Source organism: Sulfitobacter sp. M13 (assembly GCF_053474885.1).
On the sequence record NZ_JBRKBN010000005.1, the window covers coordinates 93401 to 115729 of the forward strand.

21 protein-coding genes and 3 pseudogenes are annotated in these 22329 nt (G+C 55.4%); 10 read left to right on the forward strand and 14 right to left on the reverse strand.

The window, feature by feature from the left end:
• Positions 1 to 112: 112 nt before the first annotated feature.
• The 3 genes from ACVBAU_RS18315 to ACVBAU_RS18325 form a co-directional block, all read right to left on the reverse strand.
• A complete protein-coding gene (locus ACVBAU_RS18315; protein ID WP_448329778.1) occupies positions 113 to 814 on the reverse strand; it encodes a haloacid dehalogenase type II in 702 nt (233 codons plus the stop codon).
• A 21-nt stretch (positions 815 to 835) separates the two neighbouring features.
• The gene (locus tag ACVBAU_RS18320; RefSeq protein WP_448329779.1) at positions 836 to 1198 is read right to left on the reverse strand and encodes a tautomerase family protein; all 363 of its coding nucleotides are present in this window, start codon (positions 1196 to 1198) and stop codon (positions 836 to 838) included.
• A gap of 280 nt (positions 1199 to 1478) precedes the next feature.
• Positions 1479 to 2051, reverse strand: a complete 573-nt coding sequence (locus tag ACVBAU_RS18325) for a TetR/AcrR family transcriptional regulator (RefSeq protein ID WP_448329780.1) — start codon at positions 2049 to 2051, stop codon at positions 1479 to 1481.
• 102 nt (positions 2052 to 2153) lie between these two features.
• On the opposite strand from ACVBAU_RS18325, the gene ACVBAU_RS18330 reads away from it, so the two are divergent.
• The 3 genes from ACVBAU_RS18330 (at position 2154) to ACVBAU_RS18340 (ending at position 4749) form a co-directional block, all read left to right on the forward strand.
• A complete protein-coding gene (locus ACVBAU_RS18330) occupies positions 2154 to 2720 on the forward strand; it encodes a carboxymuconolactone decarboxylase family protein (RefSeq protein WP_448329781.1) in 567 nt (188 codons plus the stop codon).
• A gap of 176 nt (positions 2721 to 2896) precedes the next feature.
• A complete protein-coding gene (locus ACVBAU_RS18335) occupies positions 2897 to 3355 on the forward strand; it encodes a hypothetical protein (protein ID WP_448329782.1) in 459 nt (152 codons plus the stop codon).
• Between the two features lie 566 nt (positions 3356 to 3921).
• Positions 3922 to 4749, forward strand: a complete 828-nt coding sequence (locus ACVBAU_RS18340) for an alpha/beta fold hydrolase (RefSeq protein WP_448329783.1) — start codon at positions 3922 to 3924, stop codon at positions 4747 to 4749.
• A gap of 319 nt (positions 4750 to 5068) precedes the next feature.
• On the opposite strand, the pseudogene ACVBAU_RS18345 reads toward ACVBAU_RS18340, so the two are convergent.
• Positions 5069 to 5212, reverse strand: a pseudogene (locus ACVBAU_RS18345) (IS5/IS1182 family transposase); the annotation flags it as partial.
• 62 nt (positions 5213 to 5274) lie between these two features.
• On the opposite strand from ACVBAU_RS18345, the pseudogene ACVBAU_RS18350 reads away from it, so the two are divergent.
• The 3 genes and pseudogenes from ACVBAU_RS18350 to ACVBAU_RS18360 all read left to right on the forward strand — a co-directional run.
• Positions 5275 to 5427: pseudogene (locus tag ACVBAU_RS18350) on the forward strand (ISNCY family transposase); the annotation flags it as partial.
• A pseudogene (locus ACVBAU_RS18355) lies at positions 5403 to 5597 on the forward strand (IS30 family transposase); the annotation flags it as partial. The pseudogenes ACVBAU_RS18350 and ACVBAU_RS18355, both read left to right, overlap by 25 nt.
• A 174-nt stretch (positions 5598 to 5771) precedes the next feature.
• The gene (locus ACVBAU_RS18360) at positions 5772 to 6416 is read left to right on the forward strand and encodes a hypothetical protein (protein WP_448329784.1); all 645 of its coding nucleotides are present in this window, start codon (positions 5772 to 5774) and stop codon (positions 6414 to 6416) included.
• 471 nt (positions 6417 to 6887) lie between these two features.
• Here ACVBAU_RS18360 and ACVBAU_RS18365 read toward each other — a convergent pair whose 3' ends face one another.
• The 3 genes from ACVBAU_RS18365 to ACVBAU_RS18375 form a co-directional block, all read right to left on the reverse strand.
• On the reverse strand, positions 6888 to 8606 hold the full coding sequence (locus tag ACVBAU_RS18365; RefSeq protein ID WP_448329785.1) for a hypothetical protein: 1719 nt from the start codon (positions 8604 to 8606) through the stop codon (positions 6888 to 6890).
• Positions 8599 to 9930 (reverse strand): hypothetical protein, encoded by a 1332-nt coding sequence (locus tag ACVBAU_RS18370; protein ID WP_448329786.1) that lies wholly within the window; start codon positions 9928 to 9930, stop codon positions 8599 to 8601. Before ACVBAU_RS18370 ends, ACVBAU_RS18365 begins: the two co-directional genes overlap by 8 nt.
• Before the next feature lie 694 nt (positions 9931 to 10624).
• The gene (locus ACVBAU_RS18375; protein ID WP_448329787.1) at positions 10625 to 11095 is read right to left on the reverse strand and encodes a helix-turn-helix transcriptional regulator; all 471 of its coding nucleotides are present in this window, start codon (positions 11093 to 11095) and stop codon (positions 10625 to 10627) included.
• 65 nt (positions 11096 to 11160) lie between these two features.
• On the opposite strand from ACVBAU_RS18375, the gene ACVBAU_RS18380 reads away from it, so the two are divergent.
• On the forward strand, positions 11161 to 11373 hold the full coding sequence (locus tag ACVBAU_RS18380; protein WP_448329788.1) for a hypothetical protein: 213 nt from the start codon (positions 11161 to 11163) through the stop codon (positions 11371 to 11373).
• 170 nt (positions 11374 to 11543) lie between these two features.
• Here the strand turns inward: ACVBAU_RS18380 and ACVBAU_RS18385 are convergent, their stop codons facing one another.
• From ACVBAU_RS18385 to ACVBAU_RS18400, 4 genes are all read right to left on the reverse strand, one after another.
• Positions 11544 to 11924 (reverse strand): hypothetical protein, encoded by a 381-nt coding sequence (locus tag ACVBAU_RS18385; protein WP_448329789.1) that lies wholly within the window; start codon positions 11922 to 11924, stop codon positions 11544 to 11546.
• A gap of 458 nt (positions 11925 to 12382) precedes the next feature.
• The gene (locus tag ACVBAU_RS18390; RefSeq protein WP_448329790.1) at positions 12383 to 12892 is read right to left on the reverse strand and encodes a 3'-5' exonuclease; all 510 of its coding nucleotides are present in this window, start codon (positions 12890 to 12892) and stop codon (positions 12383 to 12385) included.
• Positions 12893 to 13034: 142 nt separating this feature from the next.
• On the reverse strand, positions 13035 to 13523 hold the full coding sequence (locus ACVBAU_RS18395) for a hypothetical protein (RefSeq protein WP_448329791.1): 489 nt from the start codon (positions 13521 to 13523) through the stop codon (positions 13035 to 13037).
• A gap of 473 nt (positions 13524 to 13996) precedes the next feature.
• Positions 13997 to 16297 (reverse strand): hypothetical protein, encoded by a 2301-nt coding sequence (locus tag ACVBAU_RS18400; RefSeq protein ID WP_448329792.1) that lies wholly within the window; start codon positions 16295 to 16297, stop codon positions 13997 to 13999.
• 431 nt (positions 16298 to 16728) lie between these two features.
• Between ACVBAU_RS18400 and ACVBAU_RS18405 the strand changes: the two genes are divergently transcribed.
• Positions 16729 to 18957 (forward strand): hypothetical protein, encoded by a 2229-nt coding sequence (locus tag ACVBAU_RS18405; protein WP_448329793.1) that lies wholly within the window; start codon positions 16729 to 16731, stop codon positions 18955 to 18957.
• Between the two features lie 60 nt (positions 18958 to 19017).
• On the opposite strand, the gene ACVBAU_RS18410 is transcribed toward ACVBAU_RS18405, so the two are convergent.
• Entirely contained in the window at positions 19018 to 19404 is a 387-nt protein-coding gene (locus tag ACVBAU_RS18410; protein ID WP_448329794.1) for a hypothetical protein, read from the reverse strand.
• A 799-nt stretch (positions 19405 to 20203) separates the two neighbouring features.
• Between ACVBAU_RS18410 and ACVBAU_RS18415 the strand changes: the two genes are divergently transcribed.
• A complete protein-coding gene (locus tag ACVBAU_RS18415; RefSeq protein WP_448329795.1) occupies positions 20204 to 20578 on the forward strand; it encodes a hypothetical protein in 375 nt (124 codons plus the stop codon).
• Between the two features lie 244 nt (positions 20579 to 20822).
• Here the strand turns inward: ACVBAU_RS18415 and ACVBAU_RS18420 are convergent, their stop codons facing one another.
• Complete coding sequence (locus ACVBAU_RS18420) at positions 20823 to 21116, reverse strand: transposase (protein ID WP_448329796.1); 294 nt, start codon at positions 21114 to 21116, stop codon at positions 20823 to 20825.
• Between the two features lie 138 nt (positions 21117 to 21254).
• Here ACVBAU_RS18420 and ACVBAU_RS18425 point away from each other — a divergent pair, with 138 nt between their 5' ends.
• On the forward strand, positions 21255 to 21635 hold the full coding sequence (locus ACVBAU_RS18425; RefSeq protein WP_448329797.1) for a hypothetical protein: 381 nt from the start codon (positions 21255 to 21257) through the stop codon (positions 21633 to 21635).
• Here the strand turns inward: ACVBAU_RS18425 and ACVBAU_RS18430 are convergent.
• Positions 21632 to 22300, reverse strand: a complete 669-nt coding sequence (locus ACVBAU_RS18430; RefSeq protein ID WP_448329798.1) for a hypothetical protein — start codon at positions 22298 to 22300, stop codon at positions 21632 to 21634. The genes ACVBAU_RS18425 and ACVBAU_RS18430 overlap by 4 nt on opposite strands.
• Positions 22301 to 22329 lie beyond the last annotated feature (29 nt).

Consider the following 22329-nt stretch of genomic DNA (forward strand, 5'->3'; position numbering starts at 1 on the left):
CCGCATCCCCGCTTTGAACATTGAATCGTGAAATCAGCACCTTTGAGGAGCATTGGTTGTGGCAAGAACTAATTACAGAGCGACGACCGCCAAACGAAAGCCGTTTCGTCTATTACTCGGTGATCATTTGCGCTCGGACGATTTGGTCTGCAAGCTCGGCTAGTTCCTGTGAGACGAAGTCAGGTTCCGGCACGCCCGGGACGTGGAGGACGTTGTTGTGGGGCCGCGCGATAAAAGCTCCTTGGCACCCGACAGACTGCGCGCCGATGGTATCCCAGATGTGACATGCGACCATGCAAAGGCTTGAGGTGTCCACGCCCAAACGGTCCGCGACCATTTGATATGTCGACGGATGAGGCTTGAAATTGCCAACCTCGGCCACGCTGAAGTGGTCATCGAAAAGCGCTGCAATCCCGGCCTTTTCAAGGGGCGTCGGCGCACGAGATGGTGCTGAGTTCGTGAGGGTCACAAGCGTGAACCCCGCGTCGCGCAATCTGGTCAATGCGGGCACCACATCGCCGTAGGCGGGCATCGACCCGATAAGTGACTTCAGCTCGGACACGTCGGTTTCCTGCACGGTGATCTGCTTATTCTCCCCCACCATGCGCAGAACGCCGCCCGCAAGATCGCCGAACGGGACATAGAGCCCGGACAAGGTTACCGTTTGCGAATACAAGATCAGCTCTGCAAACCATTCGCGCAAAACGGTCGCGTTCCCGAACACCCGATCGAAGAACGGCTCAAGCGTAGTGATGTCCAGCAGGGTTTCGTTTACGTCGAAAACAATGGTCGAAAGAGGTGTGCGGTCTGACATAGGGGGTGCCTTTTTAGCTTTTCATTGATCGGCCGGAACCCACGCAGGCAGAGGCGACCCACCGGTATAGTGGTTTTCTGCGGGGGTCTCACGAAACAGAACATAAAGATCGACAGGGTCAACGCCAAGCTCGGCAAGAAGGATCGCGGCGATGGCATCGACCAGTGCTTTCTTGCGTTCCGCCTCGCGACCCGGGCGAAGATCGACTGTGACCAGGGGCAGCCCATCGCCAATTTTACCGAAAGCTTCGCGGACCGCAACGTAATCGTATTTGATTTCCTTTGGCGCGAGTGTGTCGATCACCGCCTGTTTTACACCTGTGCGGATGCGGCGTTTGATAGACATGTCAGTTCCTTCGGGCACTTCGACGCGGATTACGGGCATTTCGATCCTTTCGTAATGGTCAGGTTGTAGACTGTATTGTTCTAAGTCCCAGAAACCGATCGCAGGCATGACGCACCCTTGCATCTGCGCCGATGGTTCATCAACCCCGTCTCTCGTCCCGTCGTCATTGCCTTGGGGTTATGCCACAGCCCTATTCAAGCGGACGTCTCTTGGCGGCCCAGAACAAGGGACATCGAGTTAACATCTTTGTTCAATGCACAACGACGTAACGAACCTCCCCGCCTGTTCACCCTCAAGGCGCAATGATCACAGGAAACCGTCAATGACGAACCAAACTGTCTGCGATCTCGCGTGCAATCGCCTGAGCGTCTACGCCGCTGCGTTCTGCCGAAACTCTAAGACCCAAAAGATCGGACTGGTACCGGCGGGCGAGCGCCTTCGGATCATGTCCAATGTCAATGTCGCCAGCGGATTGAGCCTGTCGGAACAATTCCGCAAACTGCGCCTCCATCTTCAGCAGATGAATGTTTGCTTTGCTCGCCAGAGGGTGGTTGTGCGCGTGAAGTTCGAGAAGCGTCTTGGACAACATGCAGGCCTTTGCCGGTGCAGTATCGCTTTTGATTGCCATCTCTGGAAAGCGCTGAAGCGCGTTGATCGGACCGTATTCCTGCGCCAGTTCCTCTAATCTTTTTGCTCCATCTGCCGCGTATTTATCCATCGCAAGTTCAAACAGGGCATCCTTTGATCCGAAGGCTGCATAAAAGCTGCCCGGTTTGATCTGCAAGGCTGCTTCGAGATCCTTCAGGGACGTACCCGCCCAACCGCGCCGCCAGAACAGGTCGCGGGCAAGGTCGATCAGTTCGTCACGGTTGTGGTTCGGCTTGCGGGGCATGAAATCACCAATAGTTGAATGATCACTCAACTATATACTTGAGTGATCGCTCAATAAAGCCTAAAGCGACAGGTAATGACAATTTAGCAAAGGATATCTGACATGACATTCCCCTCCCACGACCTTGATACCGCGCCCGAAGCTTCCAAGCCGCTTCTTGAAAAATCACAAAAGGCCTTTGGTCGCCTGCCCGGTCTGCACAAAGTGCTGGCTGAAAGCCCTCAGGCCTATGAGGCGTATCAAACCCTTCACAAGCTGTTCACCGAAACCGATTTCGACGCCGAAGAGTTGACGGTTGTCTGGCAGTCGATCAATGTTGAGAATAAATGCCACTACTGCGTTCCGGCCCACACGGGCATCGCCAAAATGATGAAAGTGTCCGACGACATTTCTGACGCCCTGCGCAACGAGACGCCGTTGCCCACGGACAAGCTTGAGGCGCTTCGGACCTTTACTGTCCAGATGGTTCGCGAACGTGGAAATCTATCCGAAGAGCAGATGAAAACGTTCTTTGACGCAGGTTATGGCCACCGCGCTGTTCTGGACGTGATCCTCGGTCTCGCGCAGAAAACCATGTCGAATTACGTGAACCACGTCGCGGAAACGCAGGTTGATGAGGTGTTCCGTCCCTTGGCATGGCAGCGCAGCGACACTCCTTTGAAGGTGTGAATAAGAAGGGCGCGCTTTAGATATATAGCGCGCCCCACGCGTCTTGCGGCAGCGGCCTGCGCACTCGTATGGCCGGTTGCCTCTTGATCCGACCTCATATGGTCAAGTCTTCAGAGCATTGAAATTGTATGGAAAGTAGCCAGAGTTTCTCCGCCGAAATTGAAAGATCAACAGATATGTCCCCTTACCTGACAGTAAGAAACCTTCTGCTTGCCGGGCTGGCGGGCGAGGTTTCCTTTGAAATCTATGCCTGGCTTATCTCGCCAATTCTGTTCGACGTTGCCCTGGCACCGGCGAACCTCGTCATCGCTTTGACAAAAATCGCAACGGGTGTCACCCTGCCCTACTGGGCGGCTTTCATCCTTCACTTTGCGGTTGGCGTCGTCGGTTTTTCAGCGTTTGTACTGCTCACGCACCTGGTGGTCCGGACCAAGCTCATCCTCTCCGGTGCAATCGCGGGCGTTCTTTTGTGGTTTGTAGCTCAGGGCCTGCTCGCGCCGGTCGTGGGGCGCACATTCATGATGGGTTTTGGCGCATATACGCAGTCTTCCTTTATCGGGCATGTCGGCATGGCAGTGATTATCGGATACGTTTTGGCTCTACTGCAAAGCAGGCAGACGCGCGCTGCAGTTTGAGTTCGGCTTGTGACTGCGCCTGTGCATATCGCCCTGTAAGGTTCCACGCTGACTGGTTGGTAACTGACGCAAAGCCTGTCCGTCAAAAACTGGTCGGTGCCGGAAGTTGCTCAAGGTGGTATTGGCCTAATGGCTCAGTGATGGGTTTGCAAAGTGTCGTGTGGCAGTTGAAGACGGCGATACGGACATGGCTGTCCGCGACCTGCCTTATGCAGTCCCTCGCCCTCAGCGGTTGGCTGTGCGAAATCTATAGATCTGAACTGCAGTACGCACCTACCACCTCTGCAATTGGCCAGACGGCGTTAAGTCGCGGTGGCTTCGGTGTCAGCCTCAGATGGCCCAGAGCCGACCCTGGCTAAAGTTTACGATGCGGCAGTGCAACCTGCCAGCAGCAAAACCTCTCCAAAGGCGCAGCAATTCGGTCTGATAGATGGCAGCTCTGCGAGTTCTTTATCTTTAGGTCGGATGTTCTCTTTCCCAGTTCTTTGACGAAAAGGTTTGTTCAGGAACGAACTCGGACAGCGCGTGTTGATAAAAGAACCTAGCCTATAAAAAAGGACAATGCCATGCAAAGCCACACAGCAACTGTAGATGGGATCAACATGCGTTGGGAGGAAACGGGATCGGGCGATCCTGTCATCCTCATTCACGGCATCCCGACCTGCCCGGCCCTCTGGCGCGATGTTGCACCGCTCATCATGGGGCACCGCGTTCTCGCATGGGAAATGCCAGGCTACGGCGCATCTATCCCCGAAGGAAAGGATCGCGATATTTCGGTCTCCAAGCAGGCCGATTACCTTGTGGCCTGGATGCGCAGCCAAGGTATCGGCCGCGCGGTTCTGGCCGCACATGACCTCGGTGGTGGCGTAGCACAAATCGCGGCTGTGCGGTATCCGGAAATGGTCAGCGGTCTACTTCTGACCAATGCGATCAGCTATGATTCCTGGCCAATTCCAATGGTGGATATTATCGCGAAAACCGGATCCATCGCGAAGCACGCCCCGGACAGTTCCTTCCATCAGCTTCTCAAACTTATGTTCTCAAAGGGTCATGAGACCGACGCGGCAGCCGATGCGGCATTTGAAGCGCACGCGCCCCACTATGACCGCCACGGTGAAACCGAAGCCTTCGTACGTCAGGCCCAGTCACTGGATGTGGAAGATACCAAGTCTATCGCCGGCCAATTGTCGGCGCTCAACATTCCAGCCCGCATTGTCTGGGGCGACGCCGATGAATTTCAGAAATTTGAGTATGGAGAGCGGCTTGCGAAAGACCTCGGTGCACCGCTCCGGCGCATCGAAGGCGGATTGCATTTCACGCCCGAGGACCATCCGCAGATTATTGCCGAGGAAATCAACGCGTTGCTTCAAGCCGTCAACGTGGATCAAACTTGATAGCCGTACGTTGACGACCAGATCGCGGTATTGGCCGTTGGTGCGCCGTTTGTTTTAGCGTTTTGCGACAGCCTGATGTTTGTGCCGAACTTCAGGCTGTCTGAAGGGGCAGCAATCACCGCCAATTGGATCACGCGAACAGGTTGCGCGCGCCAGCCCGATGCTCAGGCATCCTTAGCTAGGCGTAACCCTATCATCTGCCAACGCTGATGAGGATAAAAGAAGGTGCGGTAGCTTGCCCGCATTTGCTATTGGGCTGTCGCACGACTCTGTTGCGTAATTCAGCTGACGAACGGATCTCCCCTTTCCCCAGACGGATTTATCCCACGGCTGTCGTGACAGGGATGCCCAGGGCGGTGTAACCGTTCAGGATCGCAACGCGCACCTGAACCTCAGCGACTTGACGGTCAAAGTCGCGCGCCATCAGCCGCTGGCCCAGCAGTTTCATGCAATGCATCTTCGTCTACCTGTACGAGAGATAGCGGCGGAGATCAGCAGGTATGTTTCGACGATTTATCTTGACAGAAAGCGCGCGGCCGCAGATCGAACAACCGGATCGCCTCTGCGGTGCTTAAGTTCGCGGTGACGTTGGTCAGAGAGAACTATATCGACTTTGGGCCGACCTTCGCAGCTGAGAAGCTGGCAGAAGATCATGGCAGAAAGGCACAATCAAGAACTCAAACCGCCGCCTTCGAAGGTGGCTGCCCCGCAAACGCGACATCCGGCAATGCACAGATCACGATATGAAGGTGATCTGTGATCGCCTCAACAATACGCCGCGCAAGTGCCTTGGATGGAAGACGCCAGCCGAGGTCTTCCGCGAAAAGATATTGGAGGAAATGCGATGACACCCCTACCCTGAGCTCGAGAAGAGGCACGGTTCAGGTATCGCTCACAGTACTTTCGCCACAATTTATTTTGCGTAAGACGTTGCTGCGCCAGTCCAGACGTTCCTACTTCCTTCTCAGGGTCAGGAATGTTTCCGCGCTTCACAATAACCGAACGATAGAAAGCATGACAACATGAAGGACGATGTCAAAGAAGACCTGAAGGCCGTCTTACGTCCCTATTACGCCAAACAATCAGTGCCAATCGCATTCCCTATCTGGACCGGAGAGCCGACCACATCAACCAGCGCTATCTGTCCGATCTGCAATAACGCCGGTCATGTTGCCTTTGTCATTGAGGACGTGGTTGAAGCTAAATGGGGACTGATTTCCGGTTGCTCTTGCGAATTTGGTTCAGGTGGCCTCATCAGTCTCAGGGGCGTTTCACCACAAGTCCGGCCGGGTTCCCTGCGCCCGTCGTTTCGGCACGCGCAGGGTGCGTTGGACCGACGCTGGGACCGCGGGATGCTTCTCTATAAGACTTTTAGTGAGGGGTTTTCCGCTGTCGAGGATGAACTAATGGCAGAGTTGGAGGGGTCAGATGTTCCCTTCGACGAATGGCTGGGGGGAGGCCTGTCTCATTATTCAGACAATCTGTTTGATCTGCCTGAGTTCGACTGGTGGCAGATCGGGAAATGCTGGGAGACCCTCTGCGTGCTGGATAGAGAGCGCGTCTCCGAATTTCTCGACGCTAACGCAGAGTTTGACACATTACTCGCTGCAGTGGACCGGACGACAGGGACAGGTATCTGGGTGCATGACGGCTTTTGGTTCGGTTGAGTGGGCATCTCAGGTTGCCAGTCTGATATTCCCGGACGTCCGAAAAGGTTCGAGATATCACGCGCAGGCATGTGTGCCGTTTGATAGGGAACGCCAAACGGCTCCTCGCCGAAAAGCACGTGCACCGGTCAACTGTTTCTGAATCACTGCAGAGAGCTTCACGGTGGTCTCCTTTAGCTTTACCAGTCTGTGGGCTTGATTTCGGCTGGCAATTGCGAGCGGCAAGGGCGAGGCGCGCCGTCTGTCTCTGAGGTAGCCGCGGGTACACCTCTGGCCAACAGGTGTTTGCATCGCCCTTTTCACCGCTGCGAGACGGCGACGACGACGCCCGATATCAAATTGTCCATGTCATCGGCAATACATGCGTCCCTCCGTTCTGGGCTAGATCAAAGAGATCGACAGCCAACGTACCAGACAAATTTGGGCCCAATATGTCCGAGCGAGACCCTGCGCCGGAATGTTAAAGTGTTATCAGGCGTTAACTCCTTTGTGGTCAAAAGCCTCGGCAAGCAGCCCGTCCATCATTTCTTGGCCCCTTGCCCTTTGCGCCCTCGCGACCTGTGTCGCTTGATACTCCAGACTGGTCCGTGCGTCCCTCTGCGCGGCAAGTGCCAACGCCATGTCGACGCCTTCAGGCCCAAGCTGTCCGAGCTCGGTGTGGACCCGCGTTCGCGCGATGTGCGCTCCCGTCCCCATATGTTTGCGCCAGACGGTCGAGGGATACTCCCGACTGAGACCTTTGCCGCTTACATTACGCAACACAGTGATCTGGTCCGCAAGTGATTGATCTCGCAGATGCCCGAGGTGATCTGGATCCATGCCGCGCAGAACAATGCCATCGAGGAAGGGTTGTAAACGCATGTGCAGCCGACCCCGGAGAGGTTCGTCTTCCTTTGTCGTTTCTATATCGATCCGGTAGCGATCCCCGTCAAATTCCACGCCCTCGCCCCACACCAGCTGCCCGTCGCCAAGTCGCAGCGGTATCAACGTCCAAAACGCGATGCAGAACGCTTCGTTCAGAAGCCGTATCTTGGTTTGCCGACGCGGGGTCTGAGCACTCTGATCGAGCAAGGCATGAGCCAGCCTCCACGTTTCTTTCAAACCGGGGAGCTCTTCAAAGCGGCCAAATTTCAGCGGCACTACGGATGTTAACGCTGCCCGCAGAACATTCTCGTGTGCGCGGATTGCTTCTAGTGTCAATCGGTCGATCCCGAGCGCTTCGCCAAATTGGCGCAGCCGCATGACGGCCGTGTGCCGCGTCGCGGGGCGGTCCCCTTGCTGAGCGTATGTAGGGTCTTTGCGTGCTTTGGCATGGGCAGTGCGCGAGGCTTCCATCCGCCGGATTCCCTCGATTGTAATCTCGACCTGCGCGCCCGCGTCAATCTGGACCCTGGCATATTCGCGCAGAACCTCTTCCATACTGTCGATCACAGATTCAGCCGGGAGCCGCTCGTGCACCGCCACAATACCTGTCCGCCACTGATCCAATTTGGCGCGCCAACACTTCGGTAGCGCAACGCGCGGCACACGTCGGGCCGCCACGGGCCGCGGCACGGTGCCGGCACGCGAGAGCCGCGGCGGGCTTTTTCGGACAATTGCCTCGGCGAGGATCACATGCGCCGCAGGGTTGCCTGGCATCAGGGTATCTATCGCAATTTTGAGCGCGCGTAGGCGACGGCTCGACGTCACATCAGCACTGAACGCGAGGTAGTCATCGACAGACGGCGCCGAAAGCCCGCGGGCCGCGGCAAACTCCAAGAACCGCGCGAACACCCGCAACTCCTCAAGGTTCAGCTCGCTAAAACCGGCAAGCTCACGGTAGGGGACCATCAATGGATCCGCTGCAAGCACGTCCCTACCCCGCCCATCACAGACTCGGCTGCGGCCCCTTTTTGCGCGGATTGCATCTCGAACTGTGTGCAACACAGGCGTGCCTGCCGGCAACAGGCGGTCGAACGCCGTCCGCAGGTTCTCAAGTTGCCGTGTCGATGTGTCGTCAGCTGCAAAGGCCAGGAAATCCGCGAGGTCGGGCACCGAGATGCGACCTGCGCCAGCATACACGAAAAACCGGTCCAAAGTGCGCAGTTCACGCAGGCCAATCTCATCAAGGCGTGGCGCAGACCGGTAGGGTGCGAAATGCGCCGCGCAGAGGATTTCTGCGCGGCTGCGGGTATCGTATGTTTTAGTCATCCATCAGTCCGATCATCATGTCTTGGCCGCGCTCAACAAGCTTGAGGGAGTTGAGCCAGCCGTAGAACTGGCGCAGGGTACCGACAGTATCGTCGATGCGTTTCGCAATCACTTCGATCTCAGTTGGGTACCGGTCGAGCAGCAGTGAGGTTTGGCCGTGGCGCATCTGATGCGGCGTCATCGGAAAATCGGTAACCGTGCGCATGAGCTGCGCAAATTTTGCTGCAAAGTAATCCGCATTAAGATGCGGCCCTGGTGTGTTAATTGCGGGAAAGAGATACGGACTGGTACCTGCGTGCGCAAACAGCGGCCGGATGGTCTCGACATACCACCGTATCGTATCGTAGGTGCCGTATTTGTTGCATTTGATCGGAAATTCGATCTCGACCTTGTTCTTTGTGACTGCGGCCGGCAGAAAAACTTTGATCGGCTTGCTGCCTTTCGTCGGAATGCGGATCTGGGCGTCTTCACCAACGCATGTGAGCGCCATGACGTTGGTGCGCCGGATCGGCGCGCCGCCAATCTCGATGGCTGCAAAACAGGCGCAGACCCCAAGCATTCTGGCGCGCGAGGTCTCCCGCTTTGTAAGCCTACGACCCTCCACTGTGGCTTGTGCAAGAATATCCTCTGCAGCAGTCCGCAGGGTTACGAAAGAGGTCAAAAAGCGGCGGCGCAGATGTGGCTTTTCCACAAGTCGTTCACAAAATTTGCGATTGACCTTTGTCATCGACTTTTCGGCCGCTCCACCAGCACGCGCGGTTTTATTATTCGTCAGAACCTGACGCATACCGGTACCGTCAATGCCAAGATGCTCTCGCACTTGGTTGATCGCCTTGAGGTATTTGCGCGCGCTGCGGGGCTCGAGATGTCCCTTGGATTTCGGCTCTTGTTGGCGGCGAAACAGCTCGCCGGCGATCGCATACATCTTCTCGTCGCTCGCGAGAAGGGCCGCGAGGTCCTCGTCCTCGACACAAATCACGCCAAGATCAAGCCCCGCCCTCAAAGCCGTACGAAACGCGGACTTCATCACATCGGCATGCCGATCATGCACATCACTGAACGTTTGTGTAACAGGATCCCAAGCGTTGTTCGTGACTTTATCGACCCAAGCGGCACACTGATTTTCCCAAGCTTGAGGGATTTCTGTTCTGACCGGTGCCCGGCAGAGGTCCACGAAGTTGATCGCGCGATCGGGCAGAAGCGGCAGAATTTCGGGGAAGGCGCGCAACTCATCCAAGCGCGCGAGGGACCGGGCATGAGACTCCCTGACATTGCCGCTGAAGTCGCCATCGATCTGTTGCGCCCGCTCCATTGTCAGGTCCAAAGGCTGCCACCCGTAAGACCGCGCTGTCAGTGCAAAACTTGTCAGCATCGCAAGTTTCATCGGATGCCAGTCCGCTGTCCCCACGCGCGCTTCCGTGCGTGGTTTGATTGCCGCCAGCAGTACGGTCCACTCGTCCTGCGCTGCGCGCAAACGCGCTTTTTGGGCATGCACGCCGAGGAATGACTTTTGCGCGGCCAATACACGACGCCGAAACGTCTGATACGCGCTTTCGGTTGGCCAATGGTCGAGATCAAACCCGTTAAGGGGGAACCGTGCAGCGACGCTCGCAAGATCGGCGTCGATAGCCGCAAGGGGGCGATTTTGGATGTCAGCCACGCGGTCTACCGCGTTCACGTATCTGGTTCGGGTACTTGCCGTTAGATCCGTGCGGGCCGCGGTGTAAACACGAAGTTCTGCAAAGCTGGGCTTGCCACCCGATACGGGCGTTCCAACGAATGTCGGGGAGGTGGATTTGACGGATGGCTTACCGAAGAGATCAAGCATGGGGATTATCCTTTTGAAGTTGGTGTTGGTCACTAAAGTGGGGTTTTGTTCACTTAAATGCGGTTGGGACACAGACGCCCTCAAGGTTACCGCCGGTGAAACCTTGAGGGTGTTTGTGTCCCGGTCACTTGCGTGTAGGTTCGGTCGCTTGGAGGAAATCGGCGTGTCCGCAGGGGTGAACTGACATCTATTAAGGGTTCATTTTTTTTGGGATCAGGGAGCCGAAGCCGGGAGCGGTACGCGCATAGACGGGGAGGGTTTCGTGGCTGTGCCAGGCCAAAACCTCGGCACGGCGCCAGCGCAGACCGCGCGCGTTTTCGCGACCATTTGAAAGATCGATGGCCTTTGGGAAAACTGGCATCCGTGCGGGCACGTTGCCTTTCGACCAGCGGTAGATGATCGAAGGTGTCACGCCGATGAGAGCCGCTGCCGCTTTTGCGTCGAGCAGGGGTTCCCTCAGCTCCGCCGCGCGCTGCAGGTCTTGTTCCGTCGCCAGCCCCAGAGCCGACCACACCACCGTCCAGCGTGTCGTGCCGCCGACTAAGCGGATGCCGAGCGTCCTTAGGACGCGCGAAAGCGCCCTGTAATCGCCGTTGTTGACAGGCTTCAGGCAGAAAAACGTGACCAAGTCATCTTTGGAAAGGGGGGTGTCATGCGTCATGGGAGGGACATAGGTCCCGGACATGCGCCCCAAAAAACACGACATGCGTTGAGACACGCAGTGCTTTGAAACCGACCACAGCGACGGCGCGGTCAGTTTGCAGTGTCGATGCGGCCTACGCGGGCCGCCAAGCTACCGGCTTTGGCGTCGGGCGCGATGCCAACGGCAACCTCGCCGAAACGAAGGACAACCCCGCCGCATGCGGCCAAGTCCTGTTCTGTTTTTCGGCCCTGATAGATGCCGTACCAGAAGGGTCATCCCAAAATTTGAAAGGCTAAGCCTAATCTGCCAACAACTTGGCCTTAGAAACAACGTCATCTGAATCCGGTATGTTTCGGATTCAGAATTTCGAGGATCAATACGGGATAGTGCTAAGGTCCTGTGATGTTGAACACCACGATAGCCTCCCTGCCCTATTGAGCGTGCCCGCGCCTATTTTACAGGATCCCTAGAGGTCCCGGTGGGTTTCGGCTTGTGCATAGACGCTATGCTCTGTGTGAAAGATATCAATGCTGTCATTCGCCAGGTCCCATTTCAGTACGCCCTCATTGCCATAGGAATCCTTGCACCCCAAATTAACAGAATAGGTGTACGCCAACCCAAACATCGCAATGCGATGGATCACGTCCGCCGCAAGGTCCATGGATGGGATCGCACTAAAGCTCTCTATCTGCGCAGTGTCATCCTCGCCTTCATAGGTCAGTTCAATTTTTTCAAGTTTCAGTCTCCGCAAATCGGCCAGAAGGAGCCGTCGGATTTCAATGAGGTCGTCCTGTGTTGGATTGTTCGGGTCAAGCAAGTCGAACTCTGGCTGAAGCATCTGTGTCATTCTTTAGTTTCCATTTCTTGGGCGATCCGCATTTTTCTGTTGCAGAGATTGGCGTTAAAACAAGGTTTTGTGACGGCGCGGGAATCCACTGCTTCCCGCGTTAGTGCGCCTTGTCAGCGGACAAGACGTTCGGAGCATCGGCTGATGGGCCGACCTCCTCCGAGCGGACAGTCAAAGAACCTTTCACCGTTTGACCCCTGAGTTCTGTTTGCCGCGATAGGGATTGATCAGATCCCAAGCAACGCGTTGCCATGTTCAGCGACAATACAGTCTCCTTCCGACGTGCGTTTCCTTCCTTTCATGAGACGCCGGTGACGTAGTCAAACGACGAAAACACAATGTCCGTCCGTCGTATCAAGAATATGGGTCGAGCGATTATGCAGCGGAAACGCCACTGCGAAATTTTATGCAAATGCCGGGCGTTCGGTTTGGGGATTCCGAGTAGGCCCGCCTTATCTTCAAAACCTCGACGCCTTGAGCCAGCTTTTTGCAAGTCGTGCGCTATCCGGGCCCGCACGGTGTGGTGCCGCACGCCGCTCGAGCGTTTCGTAAAGCATATCCAAAGCATAACCAGAGTAGAGGGCGAACGATATGTGCTCGAAACTCTCAATTGAGGGTACTTCGTCATATCCACCGGCGTGCAGCAAGCGGGTGAGCCAATGTGTTTCGAACTCGGGAGCATCTGAAACAAGTTGCCGCCCGGCAAGGGTTTTCAGAAAGGCCTGTGACACAACCTGCACCGAAGGTGCGCCCGCCAGACTCGAGAACGCAATCTTATGGACCGCGGCACTAAGATGCGACCAGTCATCGATATCCCATGTTGCGGCGGGGCTGATCAGCGAGCTCCACGTCTGCACGGCACCCTTGTCGATCCACGAAAGACCGATCTCGATCGGCCAGCTTTCGAGCGAAAGGCTTGACGCTTCAAAGTCCAGAATGGCGAAGTTTTCAATTTTATCTCGCGTCATTGCACGCGATCCCTTTGCGAGGGGAGCAGGTCGATCACTATCATATAGGCTCCAGCTATTTGAACCATTTGCATCAAAAATTTGAGAGTCGCAAAAACCTCCCTTCCGACTTTCTCAAAGCCGGAAGGGAGACCTAAGCTGTCTAGAGGCAGTCGGACAATTCTTCGAGGCTAACATCGGCATCCAAGGGGCCCGAATGCGCGATGACGACCGCCGTGATCACCCATGTTCCAAACGCTGTTGCGATCCTTGGGCTCATGTCAGCGGTTTGCTGCAATGTCTCCAGAACCCTGATCATCTGAGATGCGCCTTTTGCCATCTTATATCCTTTGACCTGAGGCGCAGTGCTCGTTTGCATCAAAAACGTCTCCCATTCTGCCTCACTGCGGCACCCCCTCAAGACCTCCAAAGCTTGGGGCCAAGCCAGCGGGAACTCTGTCGCAAGACACAGGCCTTGGTTGCGCGCGAAACTGCGCAGACCGGTGGTTAAAGCAAAGATCAGATCATTGGCATTGACCAGACCTGCGCGGTGCAATTGCTGGGAAACGTCTGCAGCAACAGTTGGTGCGAGACGGCGGAAGAGAACCTCTGCTGAAAGAACTGGGCGAGTGTTGGGGTTGAGTTCGGTCATCGTAGTATCCTTGGAAAAGTCGAAAATGGAAAAGCGCCTGCGAACACAGAGGCTCCGGGATAAAGGACGACGCACCAACGCAGCCTGCGCGTTAAAGCTTGTGCTATGTGTGATTGACAGGTGTCGCTGGGAATGGGCGTCGACCTCCCTATTATTCAGCAAGGGGGATCTTCGTCCTGCGCGTCCGCAAGAAGACGCGCAGGGTCGAAGGAACCCTGCCCCTTAAAATTCCGCTTGTTTGCAACAAACAGGGTATTGCGTTTTTCCAATATCGACATCCTTTAGGCGCCTAATGCGGGGATCAGGCATAATAGTGCTCCAATACTGGCTGTGGCGACGCGCCGATGCGGTGGCATGCGCCAGGCTGCGGCGGACACGGACAGGGCTCACAAGAGGCATTGGACCAGTGAGCGATGTCTGTTTACCCGCATTGAAAAATATTCCCGAGCATCGCAACAAATCGGTCCGAGCCATTACAGAATACTCCGCATATTTTGCCGACTTGGCCCCGGCCCCGTGCCAGTGATGTGGCCTTTCAGACCAGCTTGGATTGGCACCTCTGCACAGGTGCACGTTGAAAGCGGCCCCCAAATTTCCTCTGCACGCTGAAGCGCGTCGAGCGCACTGTCAGCCTTGATCAGCGCCGTGCAAGAACGCGCATAGGGGCGCGCTTGCTGTAGCTCAATTATGTGAAGTTGGTCACGTATTTGCGCAGGCAAGCTGGACAACATATCTGCCGCCTTGATCCCACACCGTTTTCGGTAAGCCTTTACTGCATCAAGTGATGTAAACAAAGCCGGGGCATCTTCGACGAGACCTGAGCCAGAGAGACGAAGCCCTCCTTTGTCGGTCAAACCATCAATCAAAGCCGCCGCGAGCCGCGTCGGCCGAAACTCTTGCCAGCTCACGAGCTCATCAACCGGCAGACCCGGTATCGGAATGTTGCACCCCAAAATAACGCGCTTGCGCGTTTCCGAGCGGGCAAGACGCAGGCGCTCGACAAGCTGGCGCGTGGCAAGCTCTCGCGTCTGAAGTTGCACGCGCCGGATTAACGGATCTGGATGGCAGGGGATTTGCACCGCAACGGCACTGCCATCTGACATCTCATAGGGAACTTCGACCTCCGGCAGCCGCAGTTGGCCGCTTGCATCCGGTCGAATAAACTCCAGATCCGAGTCCTCACGATCCCCCCACAGGGCGCGGCCGTAGTCTTCAAGTGCTTCAACAGGCAACTCTTCGCGACCGATCGCGATCACGGTCGAGCAGTCGCGATATCGATTGGTGCCAAGGGCGCGCCCACCATACCAGAGCCAGTGCGCCCCATGTAGCGGTGTGCGCAGCATCCGTTGGGACACCTCCTCATCCCGAAGTCCTGAAAAATTGTGGCCCGCGTCTTCGAAGAAGCGCGGCGCCACCTTTCTGCTGCATCCGACTAGAACCCCGCCACCTTGTTCCATCTGATCCGCCAATACCTCGCGACGGATCACTCGGCGCCAGTCCTCGCGCAGTTCGGGACCTTTGATCAAACTTCCGAGTGTCATGCGCCGATCATGAATTTGGACAACGTCCGCATGGGGGCGCAACACCATGTTGGTGCTGCGATGTGCTTCAATACCCAGAGCATCAAGTATCTCAAGGTCTGCATCGGCATCGAGAATGAGCATGGGTTGTTTATGACGCTGTGGGCGTACGCGGCAGACACTAAGTGCGTAGCTCGAGGGGCCGTTCACAAGACGCAGCCGTTCTGTCGTTGTTCTCATCCTTTGCTTCGCATCGGCGAGGCCCGTCCAGACTGCGGCGTACCAGGACGCATTTCTTAGGAGATCTTCGCCGCGCGCAAGCAACCTGGATTGCTGCGCGTCGGTCTGATCCGGTTCAGGTGCGGGAACATCTGCTTGAGCCGAATATTCGAGGCGCGCAAACGCGCGATACTCCTCTTCTGTATAGGACAACTCTAAGGGGGATTGGCCCAGCATCATTGTCTCGATCAGATTGTGAGCGGCGGTCAGAAGTTCTGCATGTGCTTCAACGCGCCAGTCCTCTTTTCGGCCACGCTGGGTGTAGTGCCGTAAAAAAGTTCGAGGCAAGCGAAACGCATCGATGCTGATGGTGACGAATGAGAGTTGTTGTGCCCAGAACGTTTCATCAACCACGCGCAAGATACCGCCGTATTTGTCGGTGTCGGGAAAGCCGAGGTAGCTCGTCGCCATATAGCGATGCCCTACAGTATTGGAGTCAGCGAATTGGTTCAGATAAGCACAGCTGTCGGCATGTGGACAGCGCGCGTCGCCCTGCTCGCAAAAGCTTTCGCGGATATTCAATCCCAGCCGGATTGCGCGCTCAACCAGCTGATACTTTCGGCACATCTTTTCGCCCGAAGTAGTTGGGTCAGGTGCGGAGCGTCCGCGAATGATATGGGCTTTCCCGTCAAGTTCTTGGGCGTGCTCGGCTGCTTCCTCGGAAAGCGCCAGTGTGGGTGCATGAAACATAATGCGTTTGTTGCCAGCCAAATGCCCAAGTAGCTCGCGCGCGACGCGACTTTTGCCAGCCCCGGGACTGGCCGCAACAACCATCGCATGAACAGGAGCGCCTTCCGGCGCGTCCCCGATCTCGACAAGATGCTCGATGGCTGACGTGAGTGCCAGCCTGAGATTGGGCTCTGCGCGGGACAATTTTGTAAACATCGTTGTCGGTGCCGGGGTTTTGGCCTGAAACGCGCCAAAGCCTCCAAAGCGGCCGGCAAGATCTCGGGGTAGTAGGGTAGTGTTCGTCATGACCGATCCTCTGATTATCATATCAAGGAAATCGGTCGAACCTTGCTGGCAGAGAAATTCCGCAGATCAAAAAAGTGTCACACCGGTAATGAATACCTATGTCCGGCATGACACCAAATGTTCGACGGTTACATTCGACTCTGGCGGCTTTTGACCGATAGGTCACGTCCGAAACCCACCGCGCTGACGCTTGGCAGATAAAACACAACGCGCCACGAGATGGTCAAATTTTCGACCAATTTCTGCGCCAATCCGCTGGCAACGCTGGTGCAGAAGTTAGTCCGCATTGCGCGCCCCGGTTTCACAGATGACGGGTCTAGGGGCCGACAATATCAAACCCAAATTTCAACGCCTTTTCTAAGCGTTGGTAAATCAAAAATTCTGACAGCCGTGCTCCACGATGTCTGTTGCTATAGCGAAAAGCGCGCAAAATGCTTGATAACACTTCCGACCCTCAACGCGTACCTCCACATGATAATTGGCTCGACCTCCAGACGGCCCGAGAGCAACTCACGGAACATATTTCGCGGTTTTTAACGACCAGTTCTGGTCAGAATGCATGGGATGAGCACAACGCCCCTCCGGTCCTTGGCCTCAAAGTCTCGGCCGGTCTTGGCAAGACGCGTACAGCGCTAGCGTGCATTGCAAAGCATGGGCATGAATTCCTAAAAAGGGGTCATATCCTGTTCTATGTGCCAACGCTTGATTTGGCCGTTGAAGCAGAGAAAACCTTCAGAGAGTTGAATTCCGATCATCCAAGTTTCGTGCTGCGCGGCAGGAGCGCATTAAACCCGGGTACGGCCACCGCTATGTGCGCGCGCTCCGATGTCGCTAAGGAAATCGCGAAAAACGTTTCATCGGTCACGCGGGCCCTATGTCGAGAGGAAACCCGAGCAGGCAAGATCGTCGAAGCGGCCTGCGCCAAGGGATGCCCCTATCTTGCGCAAGAGGCCATCACGAAGCCACACGTCGTGTTTCTGGCTCATTCATATCTGAACTCAAAACCACCTTTGTCGTGCCCTGTTGCGCTGCGGATCATTGACGAAAAATTCTGGAAAGAGATGATCGATATTGAGTCGTTGCCTCATGATGACTGGATGTTCACACCAGATCACCTGAAGGACGACGCCTTAAAACATAACTATGAAAAAACACAAAAGACGGTTTCAGCTGCCTTGCGGGATAAGAAACCGGTGCATCTCGCGCTGCGCGACAAAAAGATAACAGCAAAATCATTGCGCGACCTTGGCACAGCAGAGCGGCTAGCTATGCCGGTCTTGGAACTCGATCCGGGACTCCCAGAGAAGTTCGTCCGATTGCAAATAGCCTCGTTCGATCACGCGAAAGCTAACAGCATTAAGGTCCGGTCGCTGGTTTTTAACCTGTTGGCAAGAACTATAGGTCGGGGCGGTACAGAGCGCCTCAGCCTGGCAAAACCAACAGAACAATCGGGCAACCGCGCGCTGATAAAAGTGCATCAATTAGATGAAATTCCTGTTGATGCGCCAATTCTTCTCTTGGATGCAGATCTCGACGAAACCATCGTCAGTCGCTTTTGCGCAAATGCAAAGTTTGAACGTTTACTCACACGACCAAAAGCACATGTTATCCAGGTGAGCGACAAGACCCTTGCGTACTCAACACTCAAGGGCGAGGAGCACAAAGAACGGCGAGATGACATTGTCAGGATCATCAAGCGCGAAGTAGAACGCGCTCGTAAAAAAGATGTGCTTGTCGTGGCGCCTAAGGCTGTTCTGCATAAGTTATATGAAGACAACGGGGAAACCTTCAATGACAAGTCAAGCCAGCCTCAGATGCTTCATGGCGCTACTGTCAGGTGGTTCGGGCCGAGATTACTGGGCATAAACACCTATAGTGACTTCGCCACAATCATACTGGTGGGTCGTTTGCAACTTCCTGTCGTTGCTCTCGAAGATCAGTTGCGTGCGCTTTTTGGAGATAGTGACATGCCGCTTAGCTTTACCGACGGAGAAAGATTGATGGCTTCCAAGACCAGCCTTCTGCGCGCAGACGATACGCGCGTGGATGTGAAGGTCCGAAGCCATCCGGACCCACGCGGGGCGGCCCTGCTTCGTCAAAGTCGCGAGGCGCAGTCTGAGCAGGCAATTGCACGGCTGAGGCTGCTGAGCACCGACACACCTAAGCGGGTCCTTGTTCTTAGTAACGTCCCGTTGCCTGGTCTTCCCGTAAATGATTGGCTCAAATTCGACGCTGTCGTTCAGGACAAGTCTGATGTGCAGGTTTCCAAAAAATATCAAAAGTTGGAACGTGCGATTGATGGAGCGAACGGACCTGTGCTGCGTGGGATTCGGTTGTCTCCAAGCGGGTTGACTAAAGACGCCAAGGACGTGTTTCCCAGTTTCGAGTCAGCAAAGGAATTCAGAAAAAAACTCCCTTCGGAAGTCATGTTGCAGTGGGTGAAAAGCATTGCAACTGACAGGGGTCTGTCTGCAACTTCCATGCTGCTCTCGAAGAGCATGCGTGGTGGTCACAAGACTCACGCGGTTGTATTCACCACCTCGAAAGGTGCACAGCAATTATCTCAACATCTCTGGCCAGAATTCGACAAACACTTCGTGAGTGAGAAACCTGGGGTCATCAAGAATGATGAAACTGCGGTTCTCGAACCGTTATCATGAACGCCGCAGATCGCGTTATCTGTTGGCCGAGCCCTATTTTAGGCTCGGCCGTGCGCTTAATTAGATCCAGGGTGCCGGCATTTTCATCATGAAAATTCCCTGAAAACCACCCGTGCCGTATCCTGCGACCATCAACGTGTCGCCTTCGACGACAAATGGCAGCTTCTTGGATCCGCTGAGGATGCGGCACAAGGTTTCTGCTCCGGCCAAAAATGCCTCTTTTTTGGATGGGTAGATTTTCGCGGGGCTGCCTGCTGATCCACCTTTGAATGTGATCGTTGCTGCCCAACCTCCAGGACGGGCAGCAAGATGGAAGCTTGCCACATCTTGGCCGTGCGGATTGCGGCCTACCGCGGGGAGGCGGTCTTTGGCGAACAGTGCGGTCTCTACAATGGCAAGCATATTGGATGCATGGGCGGATCGCGAATGTGTTTGAGTGTCTGTCATAACTTTTCCTTTGTTTATTTACAGAAAGGCCGGGGGATCGATTGAGGTTTTTGAAAAACGCCTTTCATAAAAAAAGGCGCTTTTCTGAAAATCACATCGAGATCAGGCAACCTTTGGCCCTGCGTTCTGGATTGGCAAAACCCCAACGCCTTCGTTTGGTACCCGCCAGTGCACATGCTTAAAAAGCTGTGCTCCCTCGGGATGACAGGGCCATCATCAGACATTCTAACGAACGGGTGCGGCCATCAGGCCGCTGAGGTCTGTTCATCTGGCTCTCATTAGTACCCGATGGAGCGAAGGCGATTTTGGCCAGCAAGGGTGCCTGGTGCCCTGCATCAGCGGCCAGCTAAGCCCCTCTGACCAAGAGGGGGAAACCTCTATAAGTATACTAATAGAAGAAACCCCCCTTTGCCTCGGACGCGCGCGTTCTGGATTGAGGGGCTTTCACGAGTGGGCGGCAGGTGGCTGAAGGTCCACACAGGAACGCGGCCCCTGATTGCTTTTGGCACGCCCCTTCCGGCAGTCCCTGAAACCTAAGAGACGGAAAATCTGCCCGCTTTGCGCACGAAGGCTCAGAGTCTCGCTGCCAAACTGCTCGATCTATGGTGACAGCTCACCAAGCAGCGCACCTAAAAAATCCAAAATAAAGAAGACTCTATTCGCGGCATCGCCGCGTCACCCCTGCCCTGCTGGCGAGGCAGGGGATGACGAGCCGGTTGCCACTCAAAACCAGTACAAACCCCAACCTCAAAAACCCTCTTCGCCAATGAAACTGGCGTACATCCAAAAGGAACTCCAAATGAACATTGATCGCTTCACTCAGATCGAAATCGCTAAAGGCGAAGTCCGACTAACTGCAATACTTGACGTACTTAAGAGAAACGGCCTAACCGGCCAGCCGCCCTTCGGTGCGCGGCTAGACATGATAGCGCATCACCTAACCCCGCAAAACTTTCGAGCCTTCATCGTTACTCGACGCGATGGCGGATGGGTTGCTGATCTTCTACTGCACTCACCGCTGCCACAATCTTTGGTCCGCTTTGGGTCTCCGGATGTCTTGGGCACCCCGGACGCCTCGCCTCATCCCACCTATGAGGAAGCCTGTCGGGCAGGAATAGAGATGATAGCCCAGCTCCTCGCGTATGCGCAGACACCCGCAGCGCTGCGTACCTAAAGCCACCCTTCCCTCACATCGCTTCAGCTATGCCCCTCATTTGCTTGAGCGATGTGAGCAAACCAAGAACTCAAGGAAAATACTCTGTGACCGCACCTGTATATACTGATCAGCAGCATCAGATCGAGGTTCCTCTCCGGCTCGCCCTTGGGCTCATAGTAAAACGACGACCGCGAGATCGATAGCAACGCACACTGCTTGCTGACTGAAAGACCTGATAGGTTCGGCTCAATCATCCTGCGCCTCACCTGCCGGTCCAAGGTTTGAGCTTTCTGGCCAAGAAATCGTTGGCGACGGCCAACTCCCCGATCTTGGCATGTAGATCTTTGACCTGCTCTTCATCGACTTCCGGTGCTTTCCGGCTGCCCCGCTTGAAGACCCCTGATGCGCCTTCAAGCAGTGCCCGCTTCCATTGATGGATCATCGTCGGATGAACCCCAAACCGGCTGGCAAGCTCGCTCACCGTCTCTTCACCCTTCAGCGCCTCTAACGCCACCTTGGCCTTAAACTCTGGATGATGTTGTTTCCGTTTCGACATATCTGATCTCCTTCGTGTTGAAGATCAGCAGACTACAAATCGCAGCTTACGTCAGTGTCCGATTTTCGGGGGGGTAGCCCAACGATCACCCTTGCAGGCGGGTTCATCGACCTACTGTATAGCCCTCTTGAGAACCGTGTGAGCGCCCTGAACCGTGTTGCCGCGTTGCTGGGCGGCCGGGCTGCGGAAGAGTTGCTTTTGGGTGAGAACTCCAACGGGGCCGGGCTTGGGAAAGGTTCTGATCTTGAAATCGCAACCCAACTGGTGGGCCGCATGCTGTTCGAATGGGGCCTTGGCGACCAGCTCATGCATGCGGCTCACTCCGCCCTGCCCGCCGGTGCAACCGACAAGATTGAGCCTTTGCTTCAAGCAGCGCACATCAGAGCCGCCGAGATTATTGAAATGCAGCGCCCTCTCGTCATCAAACTGGCTGAGGATCTGCTGTCTGAACGGGAATTGCCCTCGGAGCGTCTTCAAGAACTCTTGCAGGACAATCAACCTACCCGCCCGCCAAGCTAAGATGCCAGCTTCAGCGCGGGCACCAGACGAGCGGAGGCGTGCTTTACCGGAAACTTCTGCGCGGGCTTAAGCTTGGACATATCATCAAAAAATCGAGTGAGATCGACGCCCGTGTTTTCCAATGCTGGAAAGACCCACCCAAAAACGCGGTGGGCGCGCGGAAAGCTCTGAAACAAGGCATAGGGTTCGTCGAACGACATAAGCCCGATGAGCTTTTTGGAATACTTGTCGGCAGCCATCAGCAACGACATCATGATCAACCGCGCGCTTGGCATATCGAGGATCGCAAGTCGCTTGGACATCTGCGCCTCTTCCAGCGTCTTAAGATTTGCACCCCGTGAAATCGCGCGCCGCGTCCAGAAATGTCGCGGGTCGTTGAGGCTGCGAGTATTCAGGGTAGTAAATTGCGCAGTGGTCGCCTCAATGGACTTGATCAACCTGTGGCCACTTGCCATGCCACGGCTAACCTGTGGGCCCTGCGGCGCGCGGTAATAATCCAGAACGTCAGACCCGAACGCAAACAAAGGATCGCTTACGCCCGACAACATATTAGAGACCCTCATCCGTTCACTAGATGGCATTACCCGAGACCACAGCGCATGGCCGACATAAATGGCTGGATTGGCGTTCACGTGATGTACCACGTGTTTGAAGGTCGTGTGCATGAGGGGCTCCTGTTCTACCCATCACTTTA